22 protein-coding genes are annotated in these 25,170 nt (G+C 36.4%); 12 read left to right on the forward strand and 10 right to left on the reverse strand.

The window, feature by feature from the left end; genetic code table 11:
• Nucleotides 1-451: 451 nt before the first annotated feature.
• Nucleotides 452-982: a molybdopterin adenylyltransferase gene (gene mog / locus QM491_RS21265; RefSeq protein ID WP_283329545.1), complete on the reverse strand. Its 531-nt coding sequence runs from the start codon at nucleotides 980-982 to the stop codon at nucleotides 452-454.
• Between the two features lie 372 nt (nucleotides 983-1,354).
• Nucleotides 1,355-1,936 carry a TetR/AcrR family transcriptional regulator gene (locus tag QM491_RS21270; RefSeq protein WP_283329546.1) on the reverse strand — a complete coding sequence of 194 codons (582 nt, stop codon included), beginning with the start codon at nucleotides 1,934-1,936 and terminating at the stop codon, nucleotides 1,355-1,357.
• A 264-nt stretch (nucleotides 1,937-2,200) separates the two neighbouring features.
• On the opposite strand from QM491_RS21270, the gene QM491_RS21275 reads away from it, so the two are divergent.
• The 7 genes from QM491_RS21275 to QM491_RS21305 all read left to right on the forward strand — a co-directional run bounded on the left by QM491_RS21275 (nucleotide 2,201) and on the right by QM491_RS21305 (nucleotide 8,883).
• Nucleotides 2,201-2,596 carry a carboxypeptidase-like regulatory domain-containing protein gene (locus tag QM491_RS21275; protein ID WP_283329547.1) on the forward strand — a complete coding sequence of 132 codons (396 nt, stop codon included), beginning with the start codon at nucleotides 2,201-2,203 and terminating at the stop codon, nucleotides 2,594-2,596.
• 11 nt (nucleotides 2,597-2,607) lie between these two features.
• Nucleotides 2,608-3,822, forward strand: a complete 1,215-nt coding sequence (locus tag QM491_RS21280; RefSeq protein WP_283329548.1) for an MFS transporter — start codon at nucleotides 2,608-2,610, stop codon at nucleotides 3,820-3,822.
• A 110-nt stretch (nucleotides 3,823-3,932) separates the two neighbouring features.
• Complete coding sequence (locus tag QM491_RS21285) at nucleotides 3,933-5,339, forward strand: aldehyde dehydrogenase family protein (RefSeq protein ID WP_283329549.1); 1,407 nt, start codon at nucleotides 3,933-3,935, stop codon at nucleotides 5,337-5,339.
• A gap of 149 nt (nucleotides 5,340-5,488) precedes the next feature.
• Nucleotides 5,489-5,743: a hypothetical protein gene (locus QM491_RS21290; RefSeq protein ID WP_283329550.1), complete on the forward strand. Its 255-nt coding sequence runs from the start codon at nucleotides 5,489-5,491 to the stop codon at nucleotides 5,741-5,743.
• A gap of 34 nt (nucleotides 5,744-5,777) precedes the next feature.
• Nucleotides 5,778-7,055, forward strand: coding sequence for a sodium:proton antiporter NhaD (nhaD, locus tag QM491_RS21295; RefSeq protein ID WP_283329551.1), 1,278 nt, complete (start codon nucleotides 5,778-5,780; stop codon nucleotides 7,053-7,055).
• A gap of 270 nt (nucleotides 7,056-7,325) precedes the next feature.
• The gene (locus QM491_RS21300; RefSeq protein WP_166550042.1) at nucleotides 7,326-7,757 is read left to right on the forward strand and encodes a hypothetical protein; all 432 of its coding nucleotides are present in this window, start codon (nucleotides 7,326-7,328) and stop codon (nucleotides 7,755-7,757) included.
• Nucleotides 7,758-7,938: 181 nt separating this feature from the next.
• Nucleotides 7,939-8,883 carry a universal stress protein gene (locus QM491_RS21305; RefSeq protein WP_283329552.1) on the forward strand — a complete coding sequence of 315 codons (945 nt, stop codon included), beginning with the start codon at nucleotides 7,939-7,941 and terminating at the stop codon, nucleotides 8,881-8,883.
• A gap of 127 nt (nucleotides 8,884-9,010) precedes the next feature.
• Here the strand turns inward: QM491_RS21305 and QM491_RS21310 are convergent, their stop codons facing one another.
• From QM491_RS21310 to QM491_RS21320, 3 genes are all read right to left on the reverse strand, one after another.
• Nucleotides 9,011-9,856, reverse strand: a complete 846-nt coding sequence (locus QM491_RS21310; protein ID WP_283329553.1) for an N-acetylmuramoyl-L-alanine amidase-like domain-containing protein — start codon at nucleotides 9,854-9,856, stop codon at nucleotides 9,011-9,013.
• Nucleotides 9,857-10,035: 179 nt separating this feature from the next.
• A complete protein-coding gene (locus QM491_RS21315) occupies nucleotides 10,036-11,367 on the reverse strand; it encodes an MFS transporter (protein ID WP_283329554.1) in 1,332 nt (443 codons plus the stop codon).
• A 107-nt stretch (nucleotides 11,368-11,474) separates the two neighbouring features.
• Nucleotides 11,475-13,193 carry an alpha-amylase family glycosyl hydrolase gene (locus QM491_RS21320; protein ID WP_283329555.1) on the reverse strand — a complete coding sequence of 573 codons (1,719 nt, stop codon included), beginning with the start codon at nucleotides 13,191-13,193 and terminating at the stop codon, nucleotides 11,475-11,477.
• 461 nt (nucleotides 13,194-13,654) lie between these two features.
• Here QM491_RS21320 and QM491_RS21325 point away from each other — a divergent pair, with 461 nt between their 5' ends.
• The 3 genes from QM491_RS21325 (at nucleotide 13,655) to QM491_RS21335 (ending at nucleotide 19,123) form a co-directional block, all read left to right on the forward strand.
• Nucleotides 13,655-15,559: a glycoside hydrolase family 13 protein gene (locus tag QM491_RS21325; RefSeq protein ID WP_283329556.1), complete on the forward strand. Its 1,905-nt coding sequence runs from the start codon at nucleotides 13,655-13,657 to the stop codon at nucleotides 15,557-15,559.
• A gap of 261 nt (nucleotides 15,560-15,820) precedes the next feature.
• Nucleotides 15,821-16,471, forward strand: coding sequence for a beta-phosphoglucomutase (gene pgmB, locus QM491_RS21330; protein ID WP_283329557.1), 651 nt, complete (start codon nucleotides 15,821-15,823; stop codon nucleotides 16,469-16,471).
• Nucleotides 16,472-16,795: 324 nt separating this feature from the next.
• Nucleotides 16,796-19,123 (forward strand): glycoside hydrolase family 65 protein, encoded by a 2,328-nt coding sequence (locus tag QM491_RS21335; RefSeq protein ID WP_283329558.1) that lies wholly within the window; start codon nucleotides 16,796-16,798, stop codon nucleotides 19,121-19,123.
• 55 nt (nucleotides 19,124-19,178) lie between these two features.
• Here the strand turns inward: QM491_RS21335 and QM491_RS21340 are convergent, their stop codons facing one another.
• The 3 genes from QM491_RS21340 to QM491_RS21350 form a co-directional block, all read right to left on the reverse strand.
• Nucleotides 19,179-19,898, reverse strand: a complete 720-nt coding sequence (locus tag QM491_RS21340) for a sulfite exporter TauE/SafE family protein (RefSeq protein WP_283329559.1) — start codon at nucleotides 19,896-19,898, stop codon at nucleotides 19,179-19,181.
• 102 nt (nucleotides 19,899-20,000) lie between these two features.
• Nucleotides 20,001-20,450: a FixH family protein gene (locus tag QM491_RS21345; protein ID WP_283329560.1), complete on the reverse strand. Its 450-nt coding sequence runs from the start codon at nucleotides 20,448-20,450 to the stop codon at nucleotides 20,001-20,003.
• 124 nt (nucleotides 20,451-20,574) lie between these two features.
• Nucleotides 20,575-21,027 (reverse strand): hypothetical protein, encoded by a 453-nt coding sequence (locus QM491_RS21350; protein WP_283329561.1) that lies wholly within the window; start codon nucleotides 21,025-21,027, stop codon nucleotides 20,575-20,577.
• 293 nt (nucleotides 21,028-21,320) lie between these two features.
• On the opposite strand from QM491_RS21350, the gene QM491_RS21355 reads away from it, so the two are divergent.
• Nucleotides 21,321-22,865, forward strand: coding sequence for a S10 family peptidase (locus QM491_RS21355; protein ID WP_283329562.1), 1,545 nt, complete (start codon nucleotides 21,321-21,323; stop codon nucleotides 22,863-22,865).
• A gap of 293 nt (nucleotides 22,866-23,158) precedes the next feature.
• Here the strand turns inward: QM491_RS21355 and QM491_RS21360 are convergent, their stop codons facing one another.
• Nucleotides 23,159-23,791, reverse strand: coding sequence for an NAD(P)H-dependent oxidoreductase (locus tag QM491_RS21360; protein ID WP_283329563.1), 633 nt, complete (start codon nucleotides 23,789-23,791; stop codon nucleotides 23,159-23,161).
• 107 nt (nucleotides 23,792-23,898) lie between these two features.
• On the opposite strand from QM491_RS21360, the gene QM491_RS21365 reads away from it, so the two are divergent.
• On the forward strand, nucleotides 23,899-24,264 hold the full coding sequence (locus tag QM491_RS21365; RefSeq protein ID WP_283329564.1) for a winged helix-turn-helix transcriptional regulator: 366 nt from the start codon (nucleotides 23,899-23,901) through the stop codon (nucleotides 24,262-24,264).
• A gap of 62 nt (nucleotides 24,265-24,326) precedes the next feature.
• Here the strand turns inward: QM491_RS21365 and QM491_RS21370 are convergent, their stop codons facing one another.
• Entirely contained in the window at nucleotides 24,327-25,097 is a 771-nt protein-coding gene (locus tag QM491_RS21370) for a rhamnogalacturonan acetylesterase (RefSeq protein ID WP_283329565.1), read from the reverse strand.
• Between the last annotated feature and the right edge of the window lie 73 nt (nucleotides 25,098-25,170).

The following is a 25,170-nucleotide window of genomic DNA, read 5'->3' on the forward strand; positions in this document are numbered from 1 at the left end:
GTTAATGTGTTAATTTTGTTCATGGCTCGTCTTTTTTAGTTTGTTTGGTTTTGCAACTACAAATCTAAAAAATTCAAGCCTTTTTTTATGATACTTCTGAAACCGTGATAATGTCTAATCAATAAAATATGTTTTTTGAAAAGTTTAAACAGCTTCTTTATTTATGAACACTAGTCGATGCTATATTAAGTAAAACTGAAATATCTTCATTTTGTAACTATCTCTGCCAAAGCCTTCCTATTTCAAGTTTTCACACACTAAGAAGTTGTAAATCGGTACCACTTGATAGCTGGTCTATTTCTACTAACATAACTCTCAAAAAAGATATCGCCTGTATACTTTGTAGAGGATTGTGCATTTCAATGATTGATATGTACAAAGATACCTATCAACTTTATCTATTGAAATACTACATTTGTAGTATAATTTGTATGTAAAGATGATTTTTACACTATGACTTTGGTCTAAACTCTTTCATAATAGTCTGATTACATACCAAAAAAGGTCCTTCTATCAAATCTATACAATATGGAACCGCAGGAAATACTGCATCCAAGCATTGACGGATTGCCTTGGGCTTCCCTGGAAGATTTATAATCAAAGATTTACCTCTAATCCCAGCGGTTTGTCTAGAAAGAATTGCAGTAGGAACATACTTCAAACTCTCCGTACGCATCAATTCGCCAAAGCCAGGCATCATTTTTTCACAAACAGCCTCAGTAGCTTCTGGAGTTACATCTCTTTTGGCTGGACCAGTACCGCCAGTAGTTACGATTAGGCAACATTCTTCGGTATCCGACATATATTTTAGTGTTTCAGCAATAAGCTCTTGTTCGTCAGGAATCACTCGATAAACAGTTTCAAATTCAGAAACAAGATATTCTTTTAATGTTTCAACTACAGCTTTTCCTGGGATGTCTTCATAAATACCGGCACTTGCACGGTCTGAAACATTGATTACGCCAATTTTGATTGGTTTCATAAGTACAAAATAATGTTTTAAAAGATAATGTATGGTTATTGGGGGGAGCTTGTGTATTTTTGCTCCGAACAATTTCCTATACTTTCAACAACTAGTAATATGTTATATCTGCAATCAAAGTTACCAGATGGTTTGGAAAAAATCATGACATTGGTCTTTTTCGGTCTGATTCTTTTAGGTTTGTATGTTGCGATGAAAAAGTTTAATAAAAATCATTAAGCAAAGTAAACGTGACGAGTAATGAGCTTTAAATTTGCAATTTTGTTTATCTAAACAGTAAATAAAGTTAATTTTGCCAATACCAAAAGCCAATACCTAATAGGCAAATAATAAAAAGTCCTCCGTTGATGATATATGACGGAGGACTTTTTATTATTGTTTTTTGATACCATCCCAACAAGTAAAAAAGGCTAGTTCGAGGTCAGAGCTTGTCAGTTGAAACTCTCCTGATAGTTGTAATTTAATCAGAGAGCCAACACTACCCATCACAAAAGATATCATGATTTTGGGCGGAATATCACGAACTGCTTGTGTAAACACTGCTTTTCGTAAAAAATCGTAAATAGGCTGTTCAAGCTTAGTTAAATCTGTTTTAGGAATTTGTAGTAAAAACGGAGAGTTTGAAAACTGCTCCAAGAAATAAAATTCTTTGGGGTTTTTAGTGAAGTAATGGAAGTTTTGAAGATAAAACGCACGAATCCTATCCTTATAATTTTTAGATGTATCATCGTTTTTGAGTAGTTGATTCGTCGTTTTCTCTTTCAGACTTACGTATAATGCGCAGATTAATTCATCTTTGCTTTTAAAATAGTGGTAAATGGTCCCTGCTGCTACATTGGCTTGCTTGGCCACTTCTGACATAGGAGAGCTATGAAAACCATGCTTTGATATAAGCTCAAGGGTTGCGTTCAAAATAGCTTCTTTTTTGTCAAATTCTTTTGTAATGTTTGCCATCGTTACTTAGTACACGCTTGTTTTATCAAATTTGCCCATAAATGTTTTTATCTTTCTTGTGGTGTAGTCTTTGTAAGAAAAATGCAATCCTTTGTACTACAATTAATTAATAGAAATTTGTTGTATGAGAATCATCTAAAATGACTTTAAATCATCCAACAATGTCAGTTTTATATGTTATGGATTCGGATAATTCTATCTAAATTGGCTACTTTCGCCATTATGACTGTTAATTTTACATTAAGTTTCAAATTATTTAGCACCATGAAAAACCTACTATTGTTATTTTCATTCCTTTTTTTAACCAATTCTAGCTTCGCGCAAAAAATCTTAACAGGGCGTATTTTGGACGGCGATAGTCAACAACCAATCCAAGGCGTAAATATTACTGTTAAAGGCGGAACCGAACGTGCAACCCTCTCAGATATTAAAGGTAAGTTTAGTCTTCGTACTGAAAGTACCACTACAATTTTATTAGTAGAAATGGAAGACTATGAACCTTTAAAAATTAAATTAAATACAAATTCTCAAAATTTAACAATTTTATTGACATCATCGAACGAAGGTTCAAACGGTTTACGCTCTGTAGGCTTCCTTAATTCAAAAATGTTGCCAAAACGTAAAGATTTGCCCACTTTTTATGCTAAAGTGTTAGACTAATTTTGAAACAAATGAAAGTTTTTACAGGAATGAACAAATTCTATCGTGGATGGTGGGTATTGCTGGGTTTGTCTTTAATGTATATTGGGTCTAATGGATTTGGTATTTATACTATCCCTCTTTTTTACCCAAGTATTTCAGAAGAATTAGCCTTGACCAAAGGTGTTATTACCCAAGCACCTAGTAATATGTATTTGATATTGGCGCTGTGCTCTCCCTTTTGTGGGTGGTTGTTGGATAGATTTGCGCCAAGAGTTATCCTCGGTATAGCGGCATTCATTATGTCGATACTGTTTCTTTCGTTGTCCAAGATAAGTACCTTCGAACAGTTTAAATGGTACTATTTATTTTTTGGAGTAGCATTAAGCTTAGGAGGAGTCATACCGAGTGTATATTTGATTAGTCGCTGGTTCGACAAGCACCGAGGCATTGCGTTAGGGTTATTTCTGAATGCTTCTAGTCTTGGAGCTACAATTTTAAGTAAGCCTTCAGGGCATTTTTTAGAAACTGGTGGATGGCGAACAGCAGCCACTTACGTAGGGATTCCTGTGGTTGGAATTATTCTTTTGGCACAATTTCTATTAAAAAATCGCCCTACAGAAGAGGAATTTCAATATGAATGGACATCTAAAAATCACCATCAACAGGATTTGACCCTATCTGAAGCACTTCGTCAACCAACATTTTTTACGCTATTGATAGCCACAGCAGCTTTGTGGTTCTGTATCAATGGTATTTTGTTCAATAAGGATCTATTTTTAACTGACCTTCATTTAATACCTTCGCAAACAGCGAACTTTGCCTCTTTATTTTTCTTTTTTAGTATTATTGGAAAAATTGTATTTGGGTATATCAGCGATAAAATTCGTAAAAAAGATGCGATGCTTGCGTCTATAGCAGTATTGGGAATTGGTGTTTTGCTTTTAAAGACGTGCCTAATAAATACTGACCTGTTAGCTATCTCAGCTATTGTGCTGGGAATGGGATACTCAGGTGCTTTTACTATGATTCAGTTATTGATAGCAGAACATTACGCAGGCAAATCTTATGGTTTGATTTTGGGAGTATTTACCATGATTGACACCCTAGCGGGAAGCATTGGTATTCGAACTATCGGGCAGCTTCGTGCTTCTACAGGTTCGTATGCGACCTCTTTCGAGGTTATGCTAACATTGTGTATTGTCGCAACAGTATTAGTATTTTTTTCGAGAAAAAAGAAAGTTTAAATTCTAGGTTTTCCCAATAGGAAAAATCTAAATAGTTAATTTTGTCAGAATAGAGAGGCAAAGCAATCATGTAGTTTTGTCCAAAAGCTTAATTTTTAGCATAAAATTTTATGGAAATAAGAAATCCCAGAACTGGCAAATTTGATTTTTCGATACAACCAGTAGATGCAAACGGTGTGCGTTCTAGAACGATTTCATTGAGGGCTTCGCAACCTGGTTGGTTGGCCAAAGGAATCGAACAGCGAGTAAGGGTTCTTCAACAGTGGCACACATTAATTGAAGACTACTCTACGGATTTATTAGAATCCTTAATAGACGATACAGGAAGAAAGACCGAATCAGAGAAAGAGCTAAATTATGTACTTCGTGCTATCGATAGCTGGTGTGAAATAGCCAAAAAGATTTTGCGAGAACCAGAGAGTTTATCTACTTCTATTCCTGTGCTAAAACTCCAAAATCACTATGAGCCTTTTCCTCTGGTAGGAGTTATTAGTGGTTGGTGTTTCCCTTTTGCTCACTTAATGAAAGAGATTATTCCTGCGCTACTGGCTGGTAGTGCTGTAATCGCTAAGCCAAGTTGTGTTACTCCAAGATTTGTCAGAACGCTCAATCATACCATTCATCGCACAAGAGGGTTAAGAGAGGTTCTTTCTATCGTGGAAGGTACAGATGATATTTTAGAGCCCCTTTGTTCTAACTCCGATTTTGTATGTTATAATGGTACTGCCACCGAAGCAAGGCAAGTTTCCGACATTGCTCATAAACTGTTCAAGCCTTCTTCTATTCAGCATGGCTTAAAAAATACCGTTATTATTACCGAAACAGCAGATTTAGAAAATGCTTCTTCGGCAATCTTATTAGGAGGTTTTTGGAACGCAGGACAATCTTCTTCTTCTATAGAAAGAGTATATGTTCACCGCAACGTGTATCATCTGTTTCTGTCAAGATTGGTTGGTAAGGCTAATCTCATACGTTTGGCATATCCCACTACTGAATCTGGGCAGATTGGGCCTATTATTGCCGAACCTCAGATCAATATCATCAACGGACAATTATGGGAAGCCTTAGAAAATGGCGCTAAATTATTGACAGGAATCGGACAATGTGAAAAATGGGAAGGTGGTTATTATTGTCGCCCCACTATTATTACTAATGTAAAGCCAAGCATGAAAATTCTGAATGAAGAAACGCTTGCACCGATTTTGCCTGTAATGTCTTATCAAGATACAGAAGAAATTTGCGAATGGGTAAATGGTATCACACAGGCACATTCAGGAGCTATTTTTTCAAAAACAGCCAATGAAGCAATTGCCTTGGGCGATAAGCTTTCAATACCTTATCTGTCGATTAATGATATTGCTTTAGAAGAAGTTTTGCAAGTGGGGCAGCATCCTCAGATGACCCCTGAAACATTAGAATTTGAGGGTACATTTTCTAATTATAAGAAATTCTTCAGAAAAAAAACATTTATTATCAATACCCATAAACCTTTTGGTACGGGTTGGATTAAATCATAGGAAATGGCGTAAGTGGAATAGCTTACGCCATTTTTGTTTAAAATTGTTTATTTTCAATGATTTAATGAAATTCTAAGGAATTATTCATTAGTTGTTGAAGCTTGTTGAGTTGTTTTGTAAAATATAATTTTACAAAACAATACATTTGTATGCAACTCAAGCTCATCACCAAACTGGAAAAAGCTGCTCCACAAAGAACACCTTTTAGTGTAATTGTGCTGAGTGCTTTTTTACTTCTATCTGTCATTATCAATATCCTTTTAGGTATTTCTAGCAATTCATGTTCACAACAATTAGCGCACTATAAAGTATTGAATGACTCTATTATTACCCAGAAAAACCAACTTCAAGAGCAGCTCAATGAATTTGTTCAAAATTCACAAGGCTCAACCTCACATCAGTAACCTACAATTTTTTATTCAATAAAACTAGCGTATAATGACCACATTGATGATTCTTATATTTGTGATTGGCTATTTAGCAATCACACTCGAACACAATATCCATATCAACAAAACAGCTACTGCCCTACTTACAGGTGTTTTGTGTTGGGCTGTTTATGCCCTTAGTGCTTCCGATATACATATCGTAAGCGAACAATTGTCGCACCACCTTGGAGATATTGCCGAAATCGTCTTTTTCTTATTAGGAGCCATGACCATCGTTGAACTGGTGGATGCCCATGATGGTTTTGCGATTATTACTCAAAAAATCAAGACACAAGATATCAAGACTTTGATGTGGCTTGTGGCAATTCTGACTTTTTTTATGTCGGCAGTTCTAGACAATCTAACTACTGCTATAGTAATGGTTTCGTTGCTAAGAAAAATCTTGGTATCGGGCGAAACCCGAAAAATAATGGTTGGTTTAGTAGTCATTGCAGCCAATGCAGGTGGTGCATGGTCGCCACTTGGTGATGTTACCACAACTATGCTTTGGATTGGCAAACAGGTGTCGGCTATGGGTGTAATTTCTCAATTATTGATTCCAAGTATGGTATCACTCATTGTACCGCTGATATATCTTCATTTTACATTAAAGTCAAAAGGAAATGTGTTTTCTACTAAACTCGAAAACACAATGAGTTTGCCTAATACCGAAAGAAACTTGATGTTTGCAGTTGGCTTAGGGGCTTTATTATTTGTTCCAATATTCAAAACTGTAACGCACTTGCCTCCTTATATGGGTATGTTGATGGGATTAGGGGCTGTATGGTTGGTGTCAGAACTAATTCATAAAGACAAAGATGAAGAAACCAAGTCAAAATACTCGGCAGTGCATGCTTTACGCAAAATAGATACGCCAAGTATCTTGTTTTTTCTAGGTATTTTGGTGGCAATTGCAGCCTTAGAAAGTACTGAACAATTGCATCATTTTGCTGAGTGGATGAATCATACCCTAGGTAATCAAGATTTGATTGTATTCATTATTGGTATTGCATCGGCTGTTATAGATAATGTGCCTTTGGTAGCGGCCTCAATGGGTATGTACGACCTTCAAACATTTCCGACTGATTCCAAATTATGGGAGTTTATGGCCTATTGCGCAGGAACAGGCGGTAGTATGCTTATCATTGGTTCGGCGGCTGGTGTGGCAGTGATGGGTATGGAAAAAATCGACTTTATGTGGTATTTCAAGAAAATATCCTTTGTGGCATTGTTGGGGTACGTAGCAGGTGCAGCAGTGTATTTAGCGCTCTATTCATTTACACATTAAGAAGAAAAAAGGGTATTTAAGCGAAAAAAGCGATAACTGAATATTAATTCTTTCAAAGAGTAGCACTTTTAACACGAATATTTTTTAAATTTTGATGTTTTTTCGGATTCAGTACCAAAAAATTGGCAAATCAAGGTAATCACAATACATTATTGTAAATTTGTGAAACCTTACTTTATTTATTTGGTTTGCTAAGGTTAGGGATTCGAATTGAACGTATTCCCTATATTCAACTTTAATCCAGTATTAAACGCATAACTCTAAGTGATTATGAATAATTCTATAAAATATCTTTCAATCGGTGCTATTGCTTTGACACTAACATCTTGTACCGAATCGAAACAATTAGTTGCTTTGCAACAACAAGCCGCTCAATTAGAAAACACTTTGAAGAAGGAAAGAGAAGAAAATGTAGAACTTAGTAGTTTTCGCTTTAGTCTCGAAAGTCAGTTCAAAAAGAAAACAGAAGATTACGTAAAATGCCAAGAAGATGGTAAAGAAACCATGGAAAGCTTGTCAGAACGCTATAATCGTTTGTTGACTGACTATAACCAACTTTCAGCAAGTTATGAGGTTTTGGACAAGTCAAACAAAGAACAAGTAGAAGCTACCAAAGCACGTATCTCCGAATTAGAGTCTCAATACAAATCGGCTGCCAGCAAAAAAATTGTATCTAAATCAAAAAGAAAAAGAAGAAGATAGATTTTTTTTACGCTTATAGATATTTTAACGCCCTCCTGTATCAGTTACAGGAGGGCGTTTTTTTCTTAAAATCTTCTAATTTTTTTTTAATTGAACTTTAATTATTCCAGATTGTATTTTTTGTAACTTCATTTCGTTAGTATTTTGTAATTAGTATTTGAATTAAAATCCCTTATGTGCTATGGAACGTATGAGAATCGAAAAAATCTTAGTACCTATTGATTTCAGCCTAACCTCAGAAAATGCCTTAAAAGCTGCTATAAATATTGCAGAACAACATCAGGCGAAACTTTACCTTCTACACATTATTGAGCCCGGAATTTTGATGTTTGCTCAAGATGGTAGCCTAATTTTTGATATTACGTCAGATAGTATTGATAAAGAACATGAAAATCGGTTAGAAAAACTATATGACCGTTTCAAAGGCAAAGGATATTGGGAGGTAGAAAGCATAGTGAAACATGGTGAAGTAACCCCTTTAATTGTACAAACAGTAGAGGAGATTGAGGCAGATTTGTTGGTGATGGGAAGTCATGGTACTGAAACAAGCTTGGATGACCTATTGGGTACCAATGCTTACAGTGTTGTAAAACGTGCTAAATGTCCAGTTTTAACGATTCCTACACATTATCATTGGGAAGGAATCAACAAAGTCTTATTCCCGATTCGCTCGGTATTAGGTGCTTTGGACAAATATCCTATAACTGAGGCGCTATTGTCTCCTTCTGACAACCCAGAATGGTTACTTGTTGGATTGAATGACCACGAAAAACCAGATGATAAAGCAAAAGTAGAGGAATTTGTAGGGCAATTTACCAAGTTTTTGGAAAGCCAAAACAAGCAGTTCAAATTGGCAAATTATACTGGTGAAAATTTAGCAGGGAAAGTGTTAGAAATGTCAAATAGTGAAGGAGTAAGTTTGATTGTGATGACCACTTCCACAACAACTTCATTTGCTAAATACTTGGCAGGAAGTTATTCTCAACAAGTGGTGAATCACTCAAGAATACCAGTGTTGTCAGTAAGTCCTGATATTTCGATTAAAATCAAAGAAAGTGACGCAACGCCAGAAGAAATTTTGGAAAACCTTGGATACGGATATCCATTTTCAGGTACAGTGCTCTAATAGTTGAGCCAGACAAAATAGGAACGATTTGAAGACTATGCAGTCAAATTTTGTCAATATCAAAACCTCAATCAGGTAATATGATAGATGCTTTTATCTCTCACTTACCTGATTGAGGTTTTTTATGTTATTTCTTCACCAATCTTGAAATCATAATACCTGTCTGACTAGAGTGTTTTGCCAAGTATTCAGCTAGTGGTTCTGGTGAAATAATGACTTCTTTCAAATCTTGTGAGGCGTGTAATAAATGTACTCGCCCATTGACTACAATCGCAAATCCTTGATGCGAAATATCCAAGCCACTTTTTGAGGTTGTGATGGCAATAATATCTCCGTTTTGAATACAAGACTCTTTTTTCGCCACTTCAGCTTTGGGGATATAGAAGAAACTTTTACGCATCAATTCTATTTCTGCCATTTTCACTGCTTCAAGCGCACGATAATCTTCTAGTTGAGGATAAAGCGGAAGATGAGAGGTCATAAATGACACACTTTTCTTGTAGGGCTTTCCAGCACAAGCCTGTGTTTGGTCTTTGATGAGCCCTTTTCTTTCGTTTTCCTTTAGCCAATCTGTAAAGTAATGTAGGCGTGAGCCATAGCCATTTACATGACCAAAACGATAGCGAAGCGTTTCGAGGTTATGCTTGAACTCCTCAAATGAATTGTTTTTGCATAGCGAAATAGCTAATACGGATTCAACCAAAGTAGAACAGTCAAATTCTCGAAGATTGACGACTAAATTTTCTTTTTTGCTTTCTAATGTGTTTGCTACATAAGGTTTCCCCAAAAATGTTTGAGCAATTTCAATCACCCTTTGACCTTGTTCTGAATTATACTTTTTTTGAATAGTAACTTCAAAAATACTTTTGTCTGATTCTTGAGCAATTCCTGCCCAACTAATCCCACAAAATAAAAGGTTTAAGGCAATCGCCTTAAACCTTTTACCCAGATATGCTTTTTTAAATAATGACACGGTAGTAGTAATAAAATGGTTGCGCTTTTTTTCTTTAACGCAATATTAAAACTTCTTATTTGAAACTTATCCTGATTAATTGTGCTATTACCGAATTAAAAATGGAGAGACATAGCGCTAAAATCTAGTTACTAACAGCGTAAGCCAAGATTTATAAAGCCTACAAACTATTTCCAATTTTATGATTGTTTTTCTTTCACAAACATAACAGATACCGCTCCCAAAATCATAAAGACACCTGCCATCACCAAAGCATATATTTCATTCGAATTGTAAACATTTTTAACAATCCAACCTCCAAAAATACTATTTACAATTTGAGGGAAAGTGATAAAGAAGTTGAAAATACCCATATAAACTCCCATTTTATGAATTGGAATACTATCTGCGATAATTGCATAAGGCATTGCTAAGATACTTGCCCAAGCAAACCCGATACCCACCATACTTAAAATCAAATAATCTGGATTTGTGATAAAGAAAATAGAGATTAGTCCTAAGCCCCCGCATACTAAAGAAAAAGCATGTGTGGTCTTTTTGCCCAATAATGAGGCGATTTTAGGTAAAGACAAAGCAAATACAGCAGCAACTCCATTGTAAATCCCGAATAATGAACTTACCCAGTCTCCGGCATCATTAAAGGCTTTTGAATTATGATCTGCTAATGGTAAACCGTAAACATGGTGTGCAATCGCAGGAGTAGCATATACCCACATGGGAAAGAGCGCAATCCATGAGAAGAATTGTACAAGTCCTAGCTGTTTCATGGATGTTGGCATTTGAACAAAGTCCTTAAATATATCTTTCAAGCTACTTTGTTCATGCAAATCATCATTAAAACCAAATGATTTTCTTTCAGCAGGGGAATATTCCTTTGTAGTAAGAATTGTCCAAAGAATGGCCGCTAGAATAACGATAGAACCAATATAAAAGGAATATATCACGTTATCTTGTACATTTCCATTGATAGATTCATTCGATACGTTGAAAAATTTATTAAGAATCGTAGGAAGAAAACCTCCTGCCACTGCTCCAATTCCAATTAAGGTAGTCTGCACCGAAAACCCTGTTGTATTTTGTTCTTCAGGCAAGTTGTCGGCCACCAAAGCTCTGAATGGCTCCATGGCAATATTGAAAGAGGCATCCATAAACATCAAAAAGCCTGCTCCCAAAACTACCGCAGGAAGTACACCTGCCAAAAATGAAGCATTCGGCATAAATGCTAAAGCAACGGCTGCTAAAATAGCTCCTGTCAAGAAATAAGGTTTTCGTCGACCAAATCGTCCCCAAGTGGTATCCGAATAGTGTCCAATAATTGGCTGGACAATCATTCCTGTTAGTGGTGCTGCCAACCAAAACCAAGAAAGGTGTTCTACATCGGCGCCATAAGTTTGAAGAATACGAGAGGCATTTCCGTTTTGAAGCGAAAAGCCAAATTGGATACCCAAGAAACCAACGCTCATATTGATAATCTGCGCCAGACTCAAGAAGGGTTTATTAATTTTTTTCATGTTTATGGTTAATGGATTATTGGGTGAAAGTGTAAAGTTTTGAATATCAATTCAATGGTTTTAATTTTCCAATAAGTTGTATTTAAAACTCTACACTCTCAAATGTACTATTTTTTAGAAGAAATTTCATAAATCACCGCAGTGTTTGGCGCTACTTTGATAGAGATATTTTCTTTAGCATTAATTTTTTGTGAGCCTTTAGCTTCATAAACACCTTTCATTGTACAATTTCCTTGTGGATCCAATCCCATGGCTGTCCAAGCACCTTCAGGAATATGAAGGTTGATGTTTTTTTCTTGATAATGATCAAAATTACATACAACCAAAAGCTTTTGATTTTCGCTATATCGTAAATAAGAATATACCTTACGACGGTCGTAATCATGATTTTGTATGTATTGAAGATCAAAGAATGCTCCTTTTTGCACAGCTTCAGAACCATTGACAAATTTCAATAAGCCTTTATAGAATGCTTGTAAATTCTTTTGTTCCTCGGTTAAGCCTGCGCCATCAAATTTACCTCCATTCATCCATGCCTGATGGGAAGGAACTCCCCAGAAATCAAACATTGTGGTACGGTCATCGGCTTGGTTGAAACCTTCTTTTCCATCTGCTTTTTCTCCTAGTTCTTGACCAAAGTAAATCATCACTGGTCCTGTGTGAAGCGTGGCTGTAACGACCATGGCAGGTACTGCTGCGAATGGATTTCCTTTGGCAAATGCTGGTGTATTGACACGTTGCTCATCGTGATTTTCTAAGAAACGTAACATGTGCTCAGAAATATCCCCTGATTCATGTTGCCAAACGCGAGTAATATCTTCTACGGTTGCTTCATGTTTTTGCTCAACCAATCTTCTTAGTCCATCATACAAACCAACTTTGTCATACAAATAGTCAAATCCTCCAACCTTGATATAATTGTGGTATTCACGAGGGTTGTAGATTTCTGCAATGAATACCATTTCTGGATACTCTTTTTTAATGGCTGAAGTTGCATACTGCCAAAACTCTACAGGTACCATTTCGGCCATATCACATCTAAAACCATCAACACCTTTGGCAGACCAATATTTTAAGATTTCAACCATCTTAATCCAAGTAGATGGAACTGGATCAAAATGACGACTACGTCCGTTGAGAATATCTACACCATAATTCAATTTTACCGTTTCAAACCAGTCATCAATTGTTGGTTTTGACGAAAATACATCGTTACCCGAGGCTTTTGCAGGCGACTCAATATACGGACCTTCTGGTTTGACAGGAGAGTTTACTCCATCAGGGATTTGGAACTGAGTATGAGGGAGATAGTAAAAGTTATTATGTGGGTCAAAGCCTTTATTTACGTCATCATCTTGACCAAAGTCACGTACACCCGCAGGCTTCATGTCTGAGCGATACACACGTGCCACGTGGTTGGGTACAAAGTCCATTACTACCTTTAGTCCATTTTTGTGAACACGAGCTACCATCGCCTCAAATTCTTCCATTCTTTTGCTAGGATCTGTTGCAAAAAATGGGTTTACGTCATAATAATCCTTGATAGCAAATGGTGAACCACAACGGCCTTTTACTACATCTGGATGGTCTTTTGGAATACCCAACGCCGTTAAATCTTCCATCGTAGCATGCTCAATAAGACCAGTCATGTACAGATGTGAGTAGCCAAATTTTTTCAATTCTTTCAACGCTTTATCGTTGATGTCTTTGAATTTAGTCACACCATTTTCGGCAGCCGAACCATTCATTTTGTTGGTTGAATTGGTATTGCCCCACAAGTGGAACATCATCTGTAGAATTACTAACTTGTCGTTTTTCTGGGTCATAATTTTCGTTTTCTCGCTTGATTTAGTTTTTGTCAGGGATTTATCTTTATTCTTTAATTTACTAGAATTATTCTTGTTGACCAAAACTTGAGTTTTCGGACGTTTTTTAGTTTGCGAGAAGGATGCCCAATTCAGAAATATGCATCCCAATATTGTTAGGAAAATGAAGTGTTTTTTAAGCATTTTTAGAATAATATTTGGCTATTAGCACAGTTTAGCACAGATTCAATTCATTTAAGTAGCTAATAGCTTTGTGATAATTTTGCTCGAATTTAAGATTTTATTATTAGGATTTTCTTCATTTTATTTGAAAAATTGCAAACTTTTAAAGTTGTCATCAGGCATCTTGAGTAATTTTTTTTGTATTTTAGAAATGTTTAATTGTATTTACATTTTCTGCCTTGCTGCTCATTGCCAATAGCTTAATGACTCATTTTTCCATTAACCATCTCTTTATAAACATGAAAAAAACAATTCTATCCTTGGTGCTTTTGGGAAGTACTTTTTTGGGTATCGCTCAAACACCAAGTATCCAACGTGTAAACCCTACAAACTGGTGGGTGGGCATGAAAAACCCATCTTTGCAATTATTGGTATATGGTAAAAACTTGAAAGGCGCCGATGTCAAAATCAATTATCCTGGCGTTACGCTTCAAAAAGTAAATACTGTAGAGAATCCAAATTATTTATTTCTTGATTTGACAATTGCTCCTGAAACAAAAGCGGGTACATTAAACGTAGAAATGACTAAGACCATTCAGGTACAGAAAGGAAAGAAGAAGGCTATAGACCAAGTGGTAAAAATTACACAGCCTTTTGAATTGCGTGTTCGTGATAAAAAGCCTCAAACTGTCAATTCTAAAGACTTTATTTATTTGATATTACCCGACCGTTTTGCCAATGGCGACCCAAGTAATGATAAGTTTGAGGATATGGCCGATAAGGTTTCGGATCGTAAAAATCCTTTTGCCCGCCATGGTGGCGACTTAAAGGGAGTTACCCAACATCTTGATTATTTCAAAGAGTTAGGCGCTACGACTCTTTGGTTGAATCCCGTAATTGAAAATGACCAGCCTCAAACCAACGAGGGTGGTGCAATGCGTTCTGCTTATCACGGCTATGGTTTTACCGACCAATATAATGTTGACCGTCGTTTGGGAGGCAATGCAGCTTATTTGGAAATGGTCACTGAAGCACACAAAAAAGGCTTGAAAGTGATTCAAGATGCAGTGTACAACCACGTGGGTATCAACCACTGGATTTTGAAGGATATGCCATCAAAAGATTGGTTGAATCAATGGGACACTTATACCAATACTTCATATCGTGATGAGCCCGTTGTTGATGTTTTGCACGGGAATAAATCTGACTTTAAGGTTCAGCAAAGTGGTTGGTTTGTACCATTCTTGCCAGACTTAAATCAAAATAACGCTTTTGTAGCAAACTATCTAATTCAGCATGCTCTTTGGACTGTGGAGTATTTTGGTATCGATGGCTGGCGTGTCGACACTTACCAGTACAATGATTTACCATTTATGAACCGTTGTAATGCCGCTCTTTTTGAGGAGTATCCAGATATGTTTATCACAGGTGAAAATGCTGTACAAAATATCTACAGTCAGGTATATCATGTGAGAAACAATATCAATTTGCCTTTCAAGAGCAATTTGCCTTCAGCAAATGATTTTGTATTGCAAACGGCTATCAACGATGCTTTAAATCAAAATTTTGATTGGGGAAAAGGCTTCAATCGCCTCTATCAAGTTTTGTCGATGGATGCTTTGTATCAAAATCCTGATTTGAATATGACCTTCGTTGATAATCATGACCAAGACCGCTATTTCTCAGTTATTGGGGAAGATTTGAACAAATACAAATTAGGTTTAGGTTTCCTATTGACCACACGTGGAACTCCACATTTGTATTACGGAACGGAAGTATTAATGAAGAATTTCAAAAATCCTTCTGATGCAGAAGTTCGTCAAGACTTTCCTGGCGGTTGGGCTGAAGACGCAGTGAGTAAATTCACAGCTAATGGACGAAATGAGAAAGAGAATGAAGCGTTTAATTTTGTAAAAACTTTAGCCAATTTCCGTAAGAACTCTTCAGCACTAACTACAGGGAAATTGATGCAGTTTTTACCACAAAACGGCATGTATGTATATTTCAGATACGATGCACAACAAACCGTAATGGTAATCATGAGTCAAAATAAGGACGAGAAAGAGCTATCAACCGACCGTTTTGCTGAAATTATGGGAGGCTTTACTTCTGGTAAAGAGGTTATCTCAGGTAATACCGTTTCTTCTTTGCCAAAAATCAAGGTTCCAGCTATGTCAATTCAAGTAATTGAGTTGAAAAAGTAGTTTTTTATAGGAATGAAGAAGTGAAGGAAAGGAATTGGGTCTAATAAAATTTCATTGTTACAATTAAGACTTAAGTTTTGATTTTTAATGAGATTTTTTTATAAATCCGAAATCAAATATCCGACCTCTGAAATATTCTCTATTCCTCAGTGTCTTTCTAATCGATACTCCTTGTAACTTTGTAATGATAAATATTTAGAAAAGGTTGGGAATGTTATTATTCCCAACCTCTCTTTTTTCCATTAACCAAACTTTTAAACAATGACAACAGTAAAAGCGTGCCTTTTTGACTTAGATGGCGTAATTGTCGATACAGCAGTATATCATTTTCAGGCTTGGAGAAGATTAGCCAACGAGTTGGGTTTTGATTTTACAGAACACCAAAACGAGCAGTTGAAAGGAATCAGTCGCATGGAATCACTCGAATTGATTCTAAATTGGGGAGGTGTATCGCTAACCGAAGAGGAAAAAATAGCATGGGCTACCAAAAAAAATCAATGGTATTTAGACTTGGTTATGCAAATGACTCCCAACGAAGTCTTACCAGGCGTACCAGATTTTTTGAAATCATTGCGTGAAAATGGTATCAAAATCGCACTAGGTTCTGCCAGTAAAAATTCTAAATTAATTTTGGAAAAAATCCAAATGCTAGACTATTTCGACGCCATTATCGATGGTAATAATATCACTAATGGAAAACCAGACCCTCAGGTGTTTTTGATGGGAGCTGAAGCTACAGGCGTACAACCTACAGAATGTGTTGTATTTGAAGATGCTGTGGCAGGTGTACAAGCTGCCAAAGCAGGTGGTATGAAAGCCGTAGGCGTTGGTTCAGCAGATATTTTAACAGAGGCAGATATTGTCATTTCTACTTTTGAAGGTTTTTCGGTTGAGCAATTACTTCAGGTGTAATTTCATTCTAATACAATCAATTCTGTATATTTTGAATACAATCTAGCCCTTGTGAGGGTAACCCTTGTTGGTTACCCTCTTTCATTTTCAGTACCTTACGATAATATTAGTAAAAAACAGTAAAATCTCATCGTACCAAAATTCAAAAAAACACCCTAGCACAGCAAGGACAATTTTCTACAATTGAAGTAATTTAGCAGACTAATAAAATAATCAACTTAAGGAATTGTACATTTCCAAGAACTTGCGTGAAAAAGATATACTAAAGTATTGAAGAATTGGAAATAGTTAGATACATTGCCATTAACCATCCATTATAATACAATGAAAAACTACTTAAAACATGACGAATGGTGCATAATTGAAGAAGGATTTCACCGTGAATACAACGAAATCACAGAGTCAGTTTGCTCCCTAGGAAATGGACGTATGGGCCAGCGCGGTAACTTTGAAGAAACCTTCACAGGAAAAACTCTTCAAGGAAATTATGTAGCTGGTGTGTACTACCCTGACAAAACCCGTGTGGGTTGGTGGAAGAATGGTTATCCTGAATATTTCGCAAAAGTATTGAATGCTGCCAACTGGATTGGTATCAAGGTCGAAATTGATGGAGAAGAGTTAGATTTGAATCGTTGCGAAGTAGCTGATTTCCGTCGTGTACTCAACATGAGAGAGGGATACTTGGAGCGCTCTTTTATCGCAACTTTGGCTAGTGGAAAACAAATCAAAGTATATACAAAAAGATTTAACTCAATCGTTGACGACGAATCAGGCGCTTTTAGCTACTCGATTACGCCTTTGAATTTTGATGGTAAACTTACTCTTACTCCATTTATCGACGGTGATATCAAGAATAAGGATGCCAATTATGACGAAAAGTTCTGGGATGAAATTCATCGCGAAACTGCTTTTGCTGAAGGTTACATCGAGCTTCGTACTAAAAAAACTGGTTTCCATGTAGTAACTGGTCAGAAATTTGAAATTCTTCAAGATGGTAAATCGGTTGATTTTCAAAGTTTTCCAATCAAAGCGGAAAAATACGTTGCAAGCCAAGTAAGCTTAGATGTTATTTCGGGTCAAGAAACTACTTTGATTAAATATGCTTGTAATCTTTCTTCAGAAAACTATGCAATAGAAGAACTTCTGCCAGCGGCAAAAGCATATTTAGCAAAAGTTTCTGCAAAGGGTTATGATAAAATGTTGGCTGAACAAGCAGAAAAATGGATATCTAAATGGCATATAAACGACATCGTTATTGAAGGCGATGTGGCTGCACAACAAGGTATTCGTTTCAATATTTTCCAATTGAACCAAACTTATTCAGGCGAAGATGCTCGATTAAATATTGGTCCAAAAGGATTTACTGGTGAAAAATACGGAGGCTCAACGTATTGGGACACTGAAGCTTATTGTATTCCATTCTATATGGCAACTTCCGACGCACAAGTCGCTCGTAATTTGTTGGTATATCGCTGGAAACAATTGGGGCGTGCTATCGAGAATGCTGGTAAATTAGGGTTTAAAGATGGCGCTGCTTTGTACCCAATGGTAACCATGAACGGTGAAGAGTGTCACAACGAATGGGAAATTACTTTTGAAGAAATCCACCGTAACGGAGCAATCGCTTATGCCATTTACGACTATATCAACTATACTGATGACAAATCATACCTAACAGAGTACGGTTTTGAAGTATTGTTGGGAATTGCTCGTTTTTGGGCTCAGCGTGTCAACTGGTCTATTGCTAAAAAGCAATATGTAATGCTTGGCGTAACAGGTCCAAACGAATATGAAAACAATGTAAATAACAACTGGTACACAAGTTACATTGCAGTTTGGTGTTTGAAATATGCTAAAGAAGTAGCAGAATATATCAAGTCAACCGATAGTGCTCGTTATGCTGAGTTAGTAGATGTATTGAATTTGAATGAGGAGGCGGAATTTGGTAAGTTCCAGCATATCATCGACAATATGTATTTGGCAGAGGACAAAGAATTGGGTATTTATTTACAACAAGATGGATTCTTAGACAAAGAATTAATTCAGGTAAAAGACCTTGCAGCTTCAGAGCGCCCAATCAACCAAAAATGGTCTTGGGATAGAATCCTTCGTTCTTGTTTTATCAAACAAGCAGACGTTTTACAGGGAATCTATTTCTTCGAGGACGATTTTGATATTGACACGATTCGTCGCAACTACGAATTCTATGAGCCAATGACAGTTCATGAGTCTTCATTGAGTCCATGTGTTCACTCAATCATTGCAGCTAAATTAGGTGATAAACCACGCAGTTATGAATTCTATCAGCGTTCGGCTCGTCTTGATTTAGATGACTACAATAATGATACTGAAGATGGTTTGCACATTACTTCAATGGCTGGTACATGGATGTCTGTGATTAAAGGATTTGGAGGAATGCGCGTGAGAGGTGGACAAGTACATTTGAATCCGTTTGTGCCAGAAAACTGGAAATCGTTTGCCTTCAAAATCAGATTTAGAAATAACATTCTTAATATTATTACTACTTCAGATAACGTAACTATCGAAAATCTTGAAGGTGGAGATATTACTATTAACGTCGGAACTGAGGCATATCAGGTAAAAACTGCATCATCAGTAGTAGTAGCCTTAGGCGAGACAGAATTAGTATAATCATATTTGTAAATTATGGCTGTAGGTTGTGTAAAATCCTTCCTACAGCCGTAATTTAATTTTTTGCTCTAGTATGACAAATAGGTATTTCTTTTGATTCAGGATTTTTATCAAAATATGGACTAAGATACGGAATACCCAAATTTAAGCCTCTAAGCACAAAAAACACCGCCAATACAAAGGTGTAAACTGGAACTATTTTTTGAAATTTTAAACGAAATGTTCCTTTTAATAAATGTGGCAAATAACTTACTAAAAGTAGTGCAGGCACTGTTCCTAGACCATACATCAACATGTAAATACTACCTTGTATTGGCGTTGATGTAGCAGCAGCACCAGCCAAAGCGATGTACAAAATCCCACAAGGTAAATATCCATTTAGCAAACCTAGCGTTCCAAAACCTATCAATGACTTTTGCTGAATTACTTTTGATGCAGTTTTTTTCAATTTTCCCCACAATCCCTGTATAGCTGATATTCCCAAATTGTGCTGAAAAAACACTAATGTCAACATCATTAAACCTATCGCTATAGATAGCCACTGTTGCATTCCTGCCCAGCGAACTCCCCAACCAAAATACCCAAAAACATATCCCAAACTCATGTAGGCAGATAGACGTCCGATATGATAACTCATCCGTGCGATTAATGCTTTTAAAGGACTCATTCCTCCAATCGGTAAAGCCACGGCTATTGGTCCACACATACCCACACAATGCAAACTTCCTACAAAGCCTGTAATTAAAGCGACCGAAAATAAGGTTGAAGACAACATACGTTTTAATGCTGAATGATAAGTTGTGAATCGTGACTGGTGAATTTGTCCTTGCCTAAAATAGATTGCCCTATCAAGTATCTAAAAGTAACCACTATGTGCTTACTTTATAACTACTTCATCTTCTAAATAATACTCCTCACGCCCATCCGTCCAAGTCGTTTGGATTTTCCAAAGTCCTTTTTTGAGATTAGTCGTAGGAATTGTCACAAGCGAATTACTTTGTGCCAATACAGGCACCGAAAAATCAAGATTTTTGTCAGATGGTCTGAAAAAAGTCACCTCACCTTTTTTCACTGAAGTAGGCAAGGCTATTCGAATGATTTGATCTGGAACTGAATAAGTCATTGACGATTTTTGCTTTAAAAGTGAAGTATGTTGTATTCTCTCAATTTGTTTTTGGTATACTTCTTCTTGTTGATAATAATTGTCAGCTACAAGGTCAACTCTTTGTGATATCATTCGGTAAACCATTGTGCCTATAAATCCAGCAAAAACTACAAAGGACAGTACAATTGCGCCACCCCAATTAAATGTATTAGAACGTGTCATAACTCGTGAGTTTATATCAGAAAATCAAAAAGGGTAATGATGAACCTTTTGGCTCAAAATTACCCTTCGAAGTACCTATAAATAATGACAAATGTTAGTTTTTGAAATGAGTTTTCTGCTAAAGCTATTTCTTTAATACTTTCAACTTCAATTCTCCCAAATATTTCTTATCAACTACCAATAACAAAAATGGTCGCATGGTAAAACTAAGTTTTTTGCCCCATTTTTCTTCATATGTTAATTGTAATTTTTTAGGTGCTATTTGAGATAAACTCACTGCTCTATAGCTCAATTCAAAATCAGAAGCCTTTTGAAAAATAGCAATCACAAACTCTTTTTTGAAATCTATAGAGGTGGGTGTACCTTTAGGCCCCATGACAGTTGCCATTCCAAAAATTTCCGAAAACTTCAACGCATCGGTAATAATAGGATTAACAAGTTTGTCTTCTGTAACAGTATTTTTAATAAAGTAGTTATCCCCTGTGTGATAAGGAATCTTTGTGGTTTGAGCAATAGCTCCAAGCGCAGACATAAGTACAGCTAAAAGAGATACAAGTATTTGAATTTTGTTTTTCATACGTATTTTTGAAAAGAGTGAAAATATAGGCTAACTTTTGAAAGCCTCGTTTGCAATTTATAGGTATTTTTAAAGAAAAGTAATTTTGAGAAAAATTTAATGTTCGTACAAAACATCTATAAAAATTAGTTTTTGTTTAAATATATGAGGGAAACTTAATTTATAGCTATTTCAAAATAATCCCTGCTCTAAACTCTACAAGACTATATCCCACAAGCACAAATCCTACTTGTCATTCTGCTAATCTTTTGTATTTTTGTTATAAACCCATTTTTTCACATTCAACAAACCTTATGAAAAAAACACTTTACCTCCTGAGTTTTTGCTTAGGGACATCGCTTTTTGTCCAAGCTCAACAAAAACCTACTCCTAAAGAAAATGCTCCTCTCTTTACTACAGTAGAAGATAAGCCCAATAATGGTAGTCGCACACTCAATCCTGATTCGTATGTAGTTACAACCAACGAAGTAACGATAAAAGGTCAAAAAGTACCATACAAGGCTTTAGCAGGTACAATCCCTGTATGGAACGATGATGCCAAAATTCAGGCATCCTTGTTTTATACTTATTATGAAAGAACTGATGTAAAAGATAAAGCCACTCGCCCTTTGGTTATTTCTTTCAATGGTGGCCCTGGCTCTGCCTCAGTTTGGATGCACATTGCATACACAGGTCCCCGTATTTTGAAGATTGATGATGAAGGTTATCCTATTCAACCTTATGGTATCAAAGACAACCCCTACTCTATTTTGGATGTTGCTGATATTGTATTCGTAGACCCTGTTAATACTGGTTTTTCAAGAATCATTGACAAAGACGCTCCAAAATCAAATTTCTTTGGAATCAACGCAGATATTAAATACCTAGCAGAATGGATTGGCACTTTTGTCAATCGCAACAATCGTTGGGCTTCACCAAAGTTCTTGATTGGCGAAAGTTATGGCACAACACGCGTTTCGGGCTTAGCCAATGCACTACAAGAGTCTCAATGGATGTATTTGAATGGTGTTATTTTGGTTTCTCCAACAGACTTGGGTATCACACGTGAAGGTCCAGTAGAAACTAGCTTAAAACTCCCTTATTTTGCGGCAACGGCTTGGCATCACAAAGTTTTGGAATCAAGTTTACAAAACAAAAAGCTGGAAGATATGCTTCCAGAAGTAGAAAAATTCACAGTTGAGGAATTACTACCCGCTATTACACAAGGCGGCTTTATCGCGCCAGAAAAGCGTCAAGCAATTGCGAAAAAGTTTGCAAGATACTCTGGATTGAAAGAAACTGTCATTCTTCAAAATAACCTAGATATCTCCTTAGATTTATTCTGGAAAGAACTTCTTCGTGATAAGGGCTATACTGTCGGTCGCTTGGATTCTCGCTATTTGGGTGTAGACGCCCGTGAAGGTGGTGAAAAAGTAGATTATAATGCCGAACTCAACTCTTGGTTACACTCGTTTACCCCTCCTATCAACATGTATTTGAGAGAGGAATTGAAGTACAAAACCGACTTGAAATATAATATGTTTGGTCCAGTTCACCCTTGGGACAGAAGCAATGACCATACGGGCTATGATTTGCGCAAAGCAATGGCAACCAATCCCTATTTAAAGGTATTGGTGCAATCGGGGTATTATGATGGAGCTTGTGATTATTTTAACGCTAAATACTCGATGTGGCAAATGGATCCAAGTGGTAAATTCAAAGATCGCCTATTCTGGGAAGGCTATAAATCGGGTCACATGATGTATTTGCGTAAGGAAGACTTAGAAAAATCGAATGAGGATTTAAGAATTTTCATCAAAAAATCTCTTCCAAAACCTGGCGAACCAGCCAAATATTAATGAGTGAATGGTGATTTAGTGAATGAGTGATTATTTTTATGTAGAGACGTAATACTTTACGTTTAGCGAAGATTAATCACGAGCTATAACATAAACATGAATCATCCAGAATTTTAGGATTGGGATTATTCTCCAAATTTTCATCAAAAAAGCGGTTGGAAAATATTTTCCAACCGCTTTTTTGATACTACTATGCTAGATACGACTAGGATTAAGACGCAATCATTCCGTCTCTACAGCCAGAATACTAATTTTAAAATAATCACTCAATCACCACCCACTCATTCACTCAATTATTTAATCTCAACGATCAATTCTTCTTTCGCTTTGCGATATTTTTTCAAATTTACATTCCAGTCATTAGCTGCATCACGGTAGCCTAAAGGAAGTAAAACAACACTTTTCAAGCCTTGTTCTGCCAAACCTAAGATTTTGTCAACTTCTGGAGGAGTAAATCCTTCGATTGGCGTAGCGTCCACTCCTACCTCAGCGGCAGCAGCAATAGCCAAACCAAATGAAATATAAGCTTGTTTAGCTGCGTGAGTTGCATGCCATTCTTGACCAAGAGGTTCGTACATTCCCCAAAGTGTAGATTTGTAAGCATCCATTGTATTCAATGGAAGTCCACGAACTTCCATCATTTCGTTGAAAACTGTTTCAATTTTTTCCAAAGAATAACCATCCCACGCTGCAAATACCAATAAGTGAGAACACTCAGTGATTACGCTTTGATTCCAAGCCACTGGTCTGATTTGCTCAAGGATTTCTTTGTTTGAAATCACAAATACTTTATAAGGTTGTAAGCCCGACGACGAAGGAGCCAATCTAGCTGCTTCTAAGATATAATCCAATTTATCTTGAGGAACAACCTCACCGTTCATTTTTTTGGTAGCGTAACGCCATTCCAAAGAATCTAATAATGCCATAACAAATAATATTTTCTAATTTTATGAGACAAAACTAGCAATACTTGGTGACAAAAAGTAACTTTGTGTCATAAAGTAATAGTTACATTTAGGTAACCAGATGACAAATGACGGAAATTAGCCCAATTCACAAATCCACGGCATGTGGAAAGTCGATTCAAGCCATACATGATGTAATGGATATTATTGGAGGAAAATGGAAAATCTCCATCATTGCCTGCTTGTGTTATGGCAAAATGCGATATTCGGATTTATTGAGAGAAGTAAATGGTATTTCGGGCAAAGTTTTAAGTCGAGAATTGAAGGATTTGGAAGAAAATCTTCTTATTACTAGAACCGTAATAAATACGCAGCCTATCAGTGTAGAGTATGAGTTGACTGAATATGGGCGTTCATTAAAAAGTATTACGAATGTGATTGCCGAATGGGGATTTGAACATCGAAAAAGAATTTTGGAACAGGAGTTAGTATAAAATCAATGGGCTTCCTTCTAGCGATACGCTTTGAGGAAGCCCCTGACCAAATAATAAATTGTCTATTTCAAAAGTTTTTTCAACTTACATTTCTTCAGTTGCTGTATCTGTTCGCTCACAATTTGAGCGGTTAATTTCGAACCTTCGTAATTAGGATGGGTATGATCTTTTGGAAAAAACTTCTCCACATTCTCTTTTCCTAATTCTTCGTATTTTGTTGCTACCACTTCGTTTAAATCGATGAAATAGGCTTTATTTTCTTCTGCAATTTGTTTTGCCCAAAGTCCATAAGACTGACTAGCTCTTTCAACTTTTCCATTTTTCCAAACATTCCTTGGGACTAAAGAACAAACAATTGGCGTGGCACCTTTGGCTTGTGTTTCTTGTACATACTTACGAATATACCAGCCATACGAGTGTACGATTTCGTGCTTTTTGGTCAAAAGGTTATCTATCTCCTCTACCTCGTTGCCGATTCCTTTGATAGAGCCTCTCGCACGACTTGTATCATTGATGGCACCGCCGTCGTTATGTCCAAATTGCATAATTACATAATCTCCTTTTTTCAATTTTGCTATAATTTTATCCCAACGTCCTTCAGTCAAAAACGTACGACTACTACGACCGCCAATAGCATGATTCTCTACGTGTATTTTTACGGTATCAAATTGTTTATCCATAAAGCTTCCCCAACCCCACAAACCATCAGAACCAGCTCCTGATCCATTTCTAACGGTCGAATCACCAATGATATAAATCGTAGGTTTTGTTTTTAGCATGGTAAATGAACATGCTAAAACAAAGGCACAAAGTACCAAAAACTTGTTTTTCATCTGAGTAAAATTTTGAATGACAGAATAGATTTCGAGATAAAGTTGATTTTTGAAGAAACTAGTCCCTCTATAA

This window comes from Flectobacillus longus, from assembly GCF_030056705.1.
Classification (GTDB): Bacteria; Bacteroidota; Bacteroidia; order Cytophagales; family Spirosomataceae; genus Flectobacillus; species Flectobacillus longus.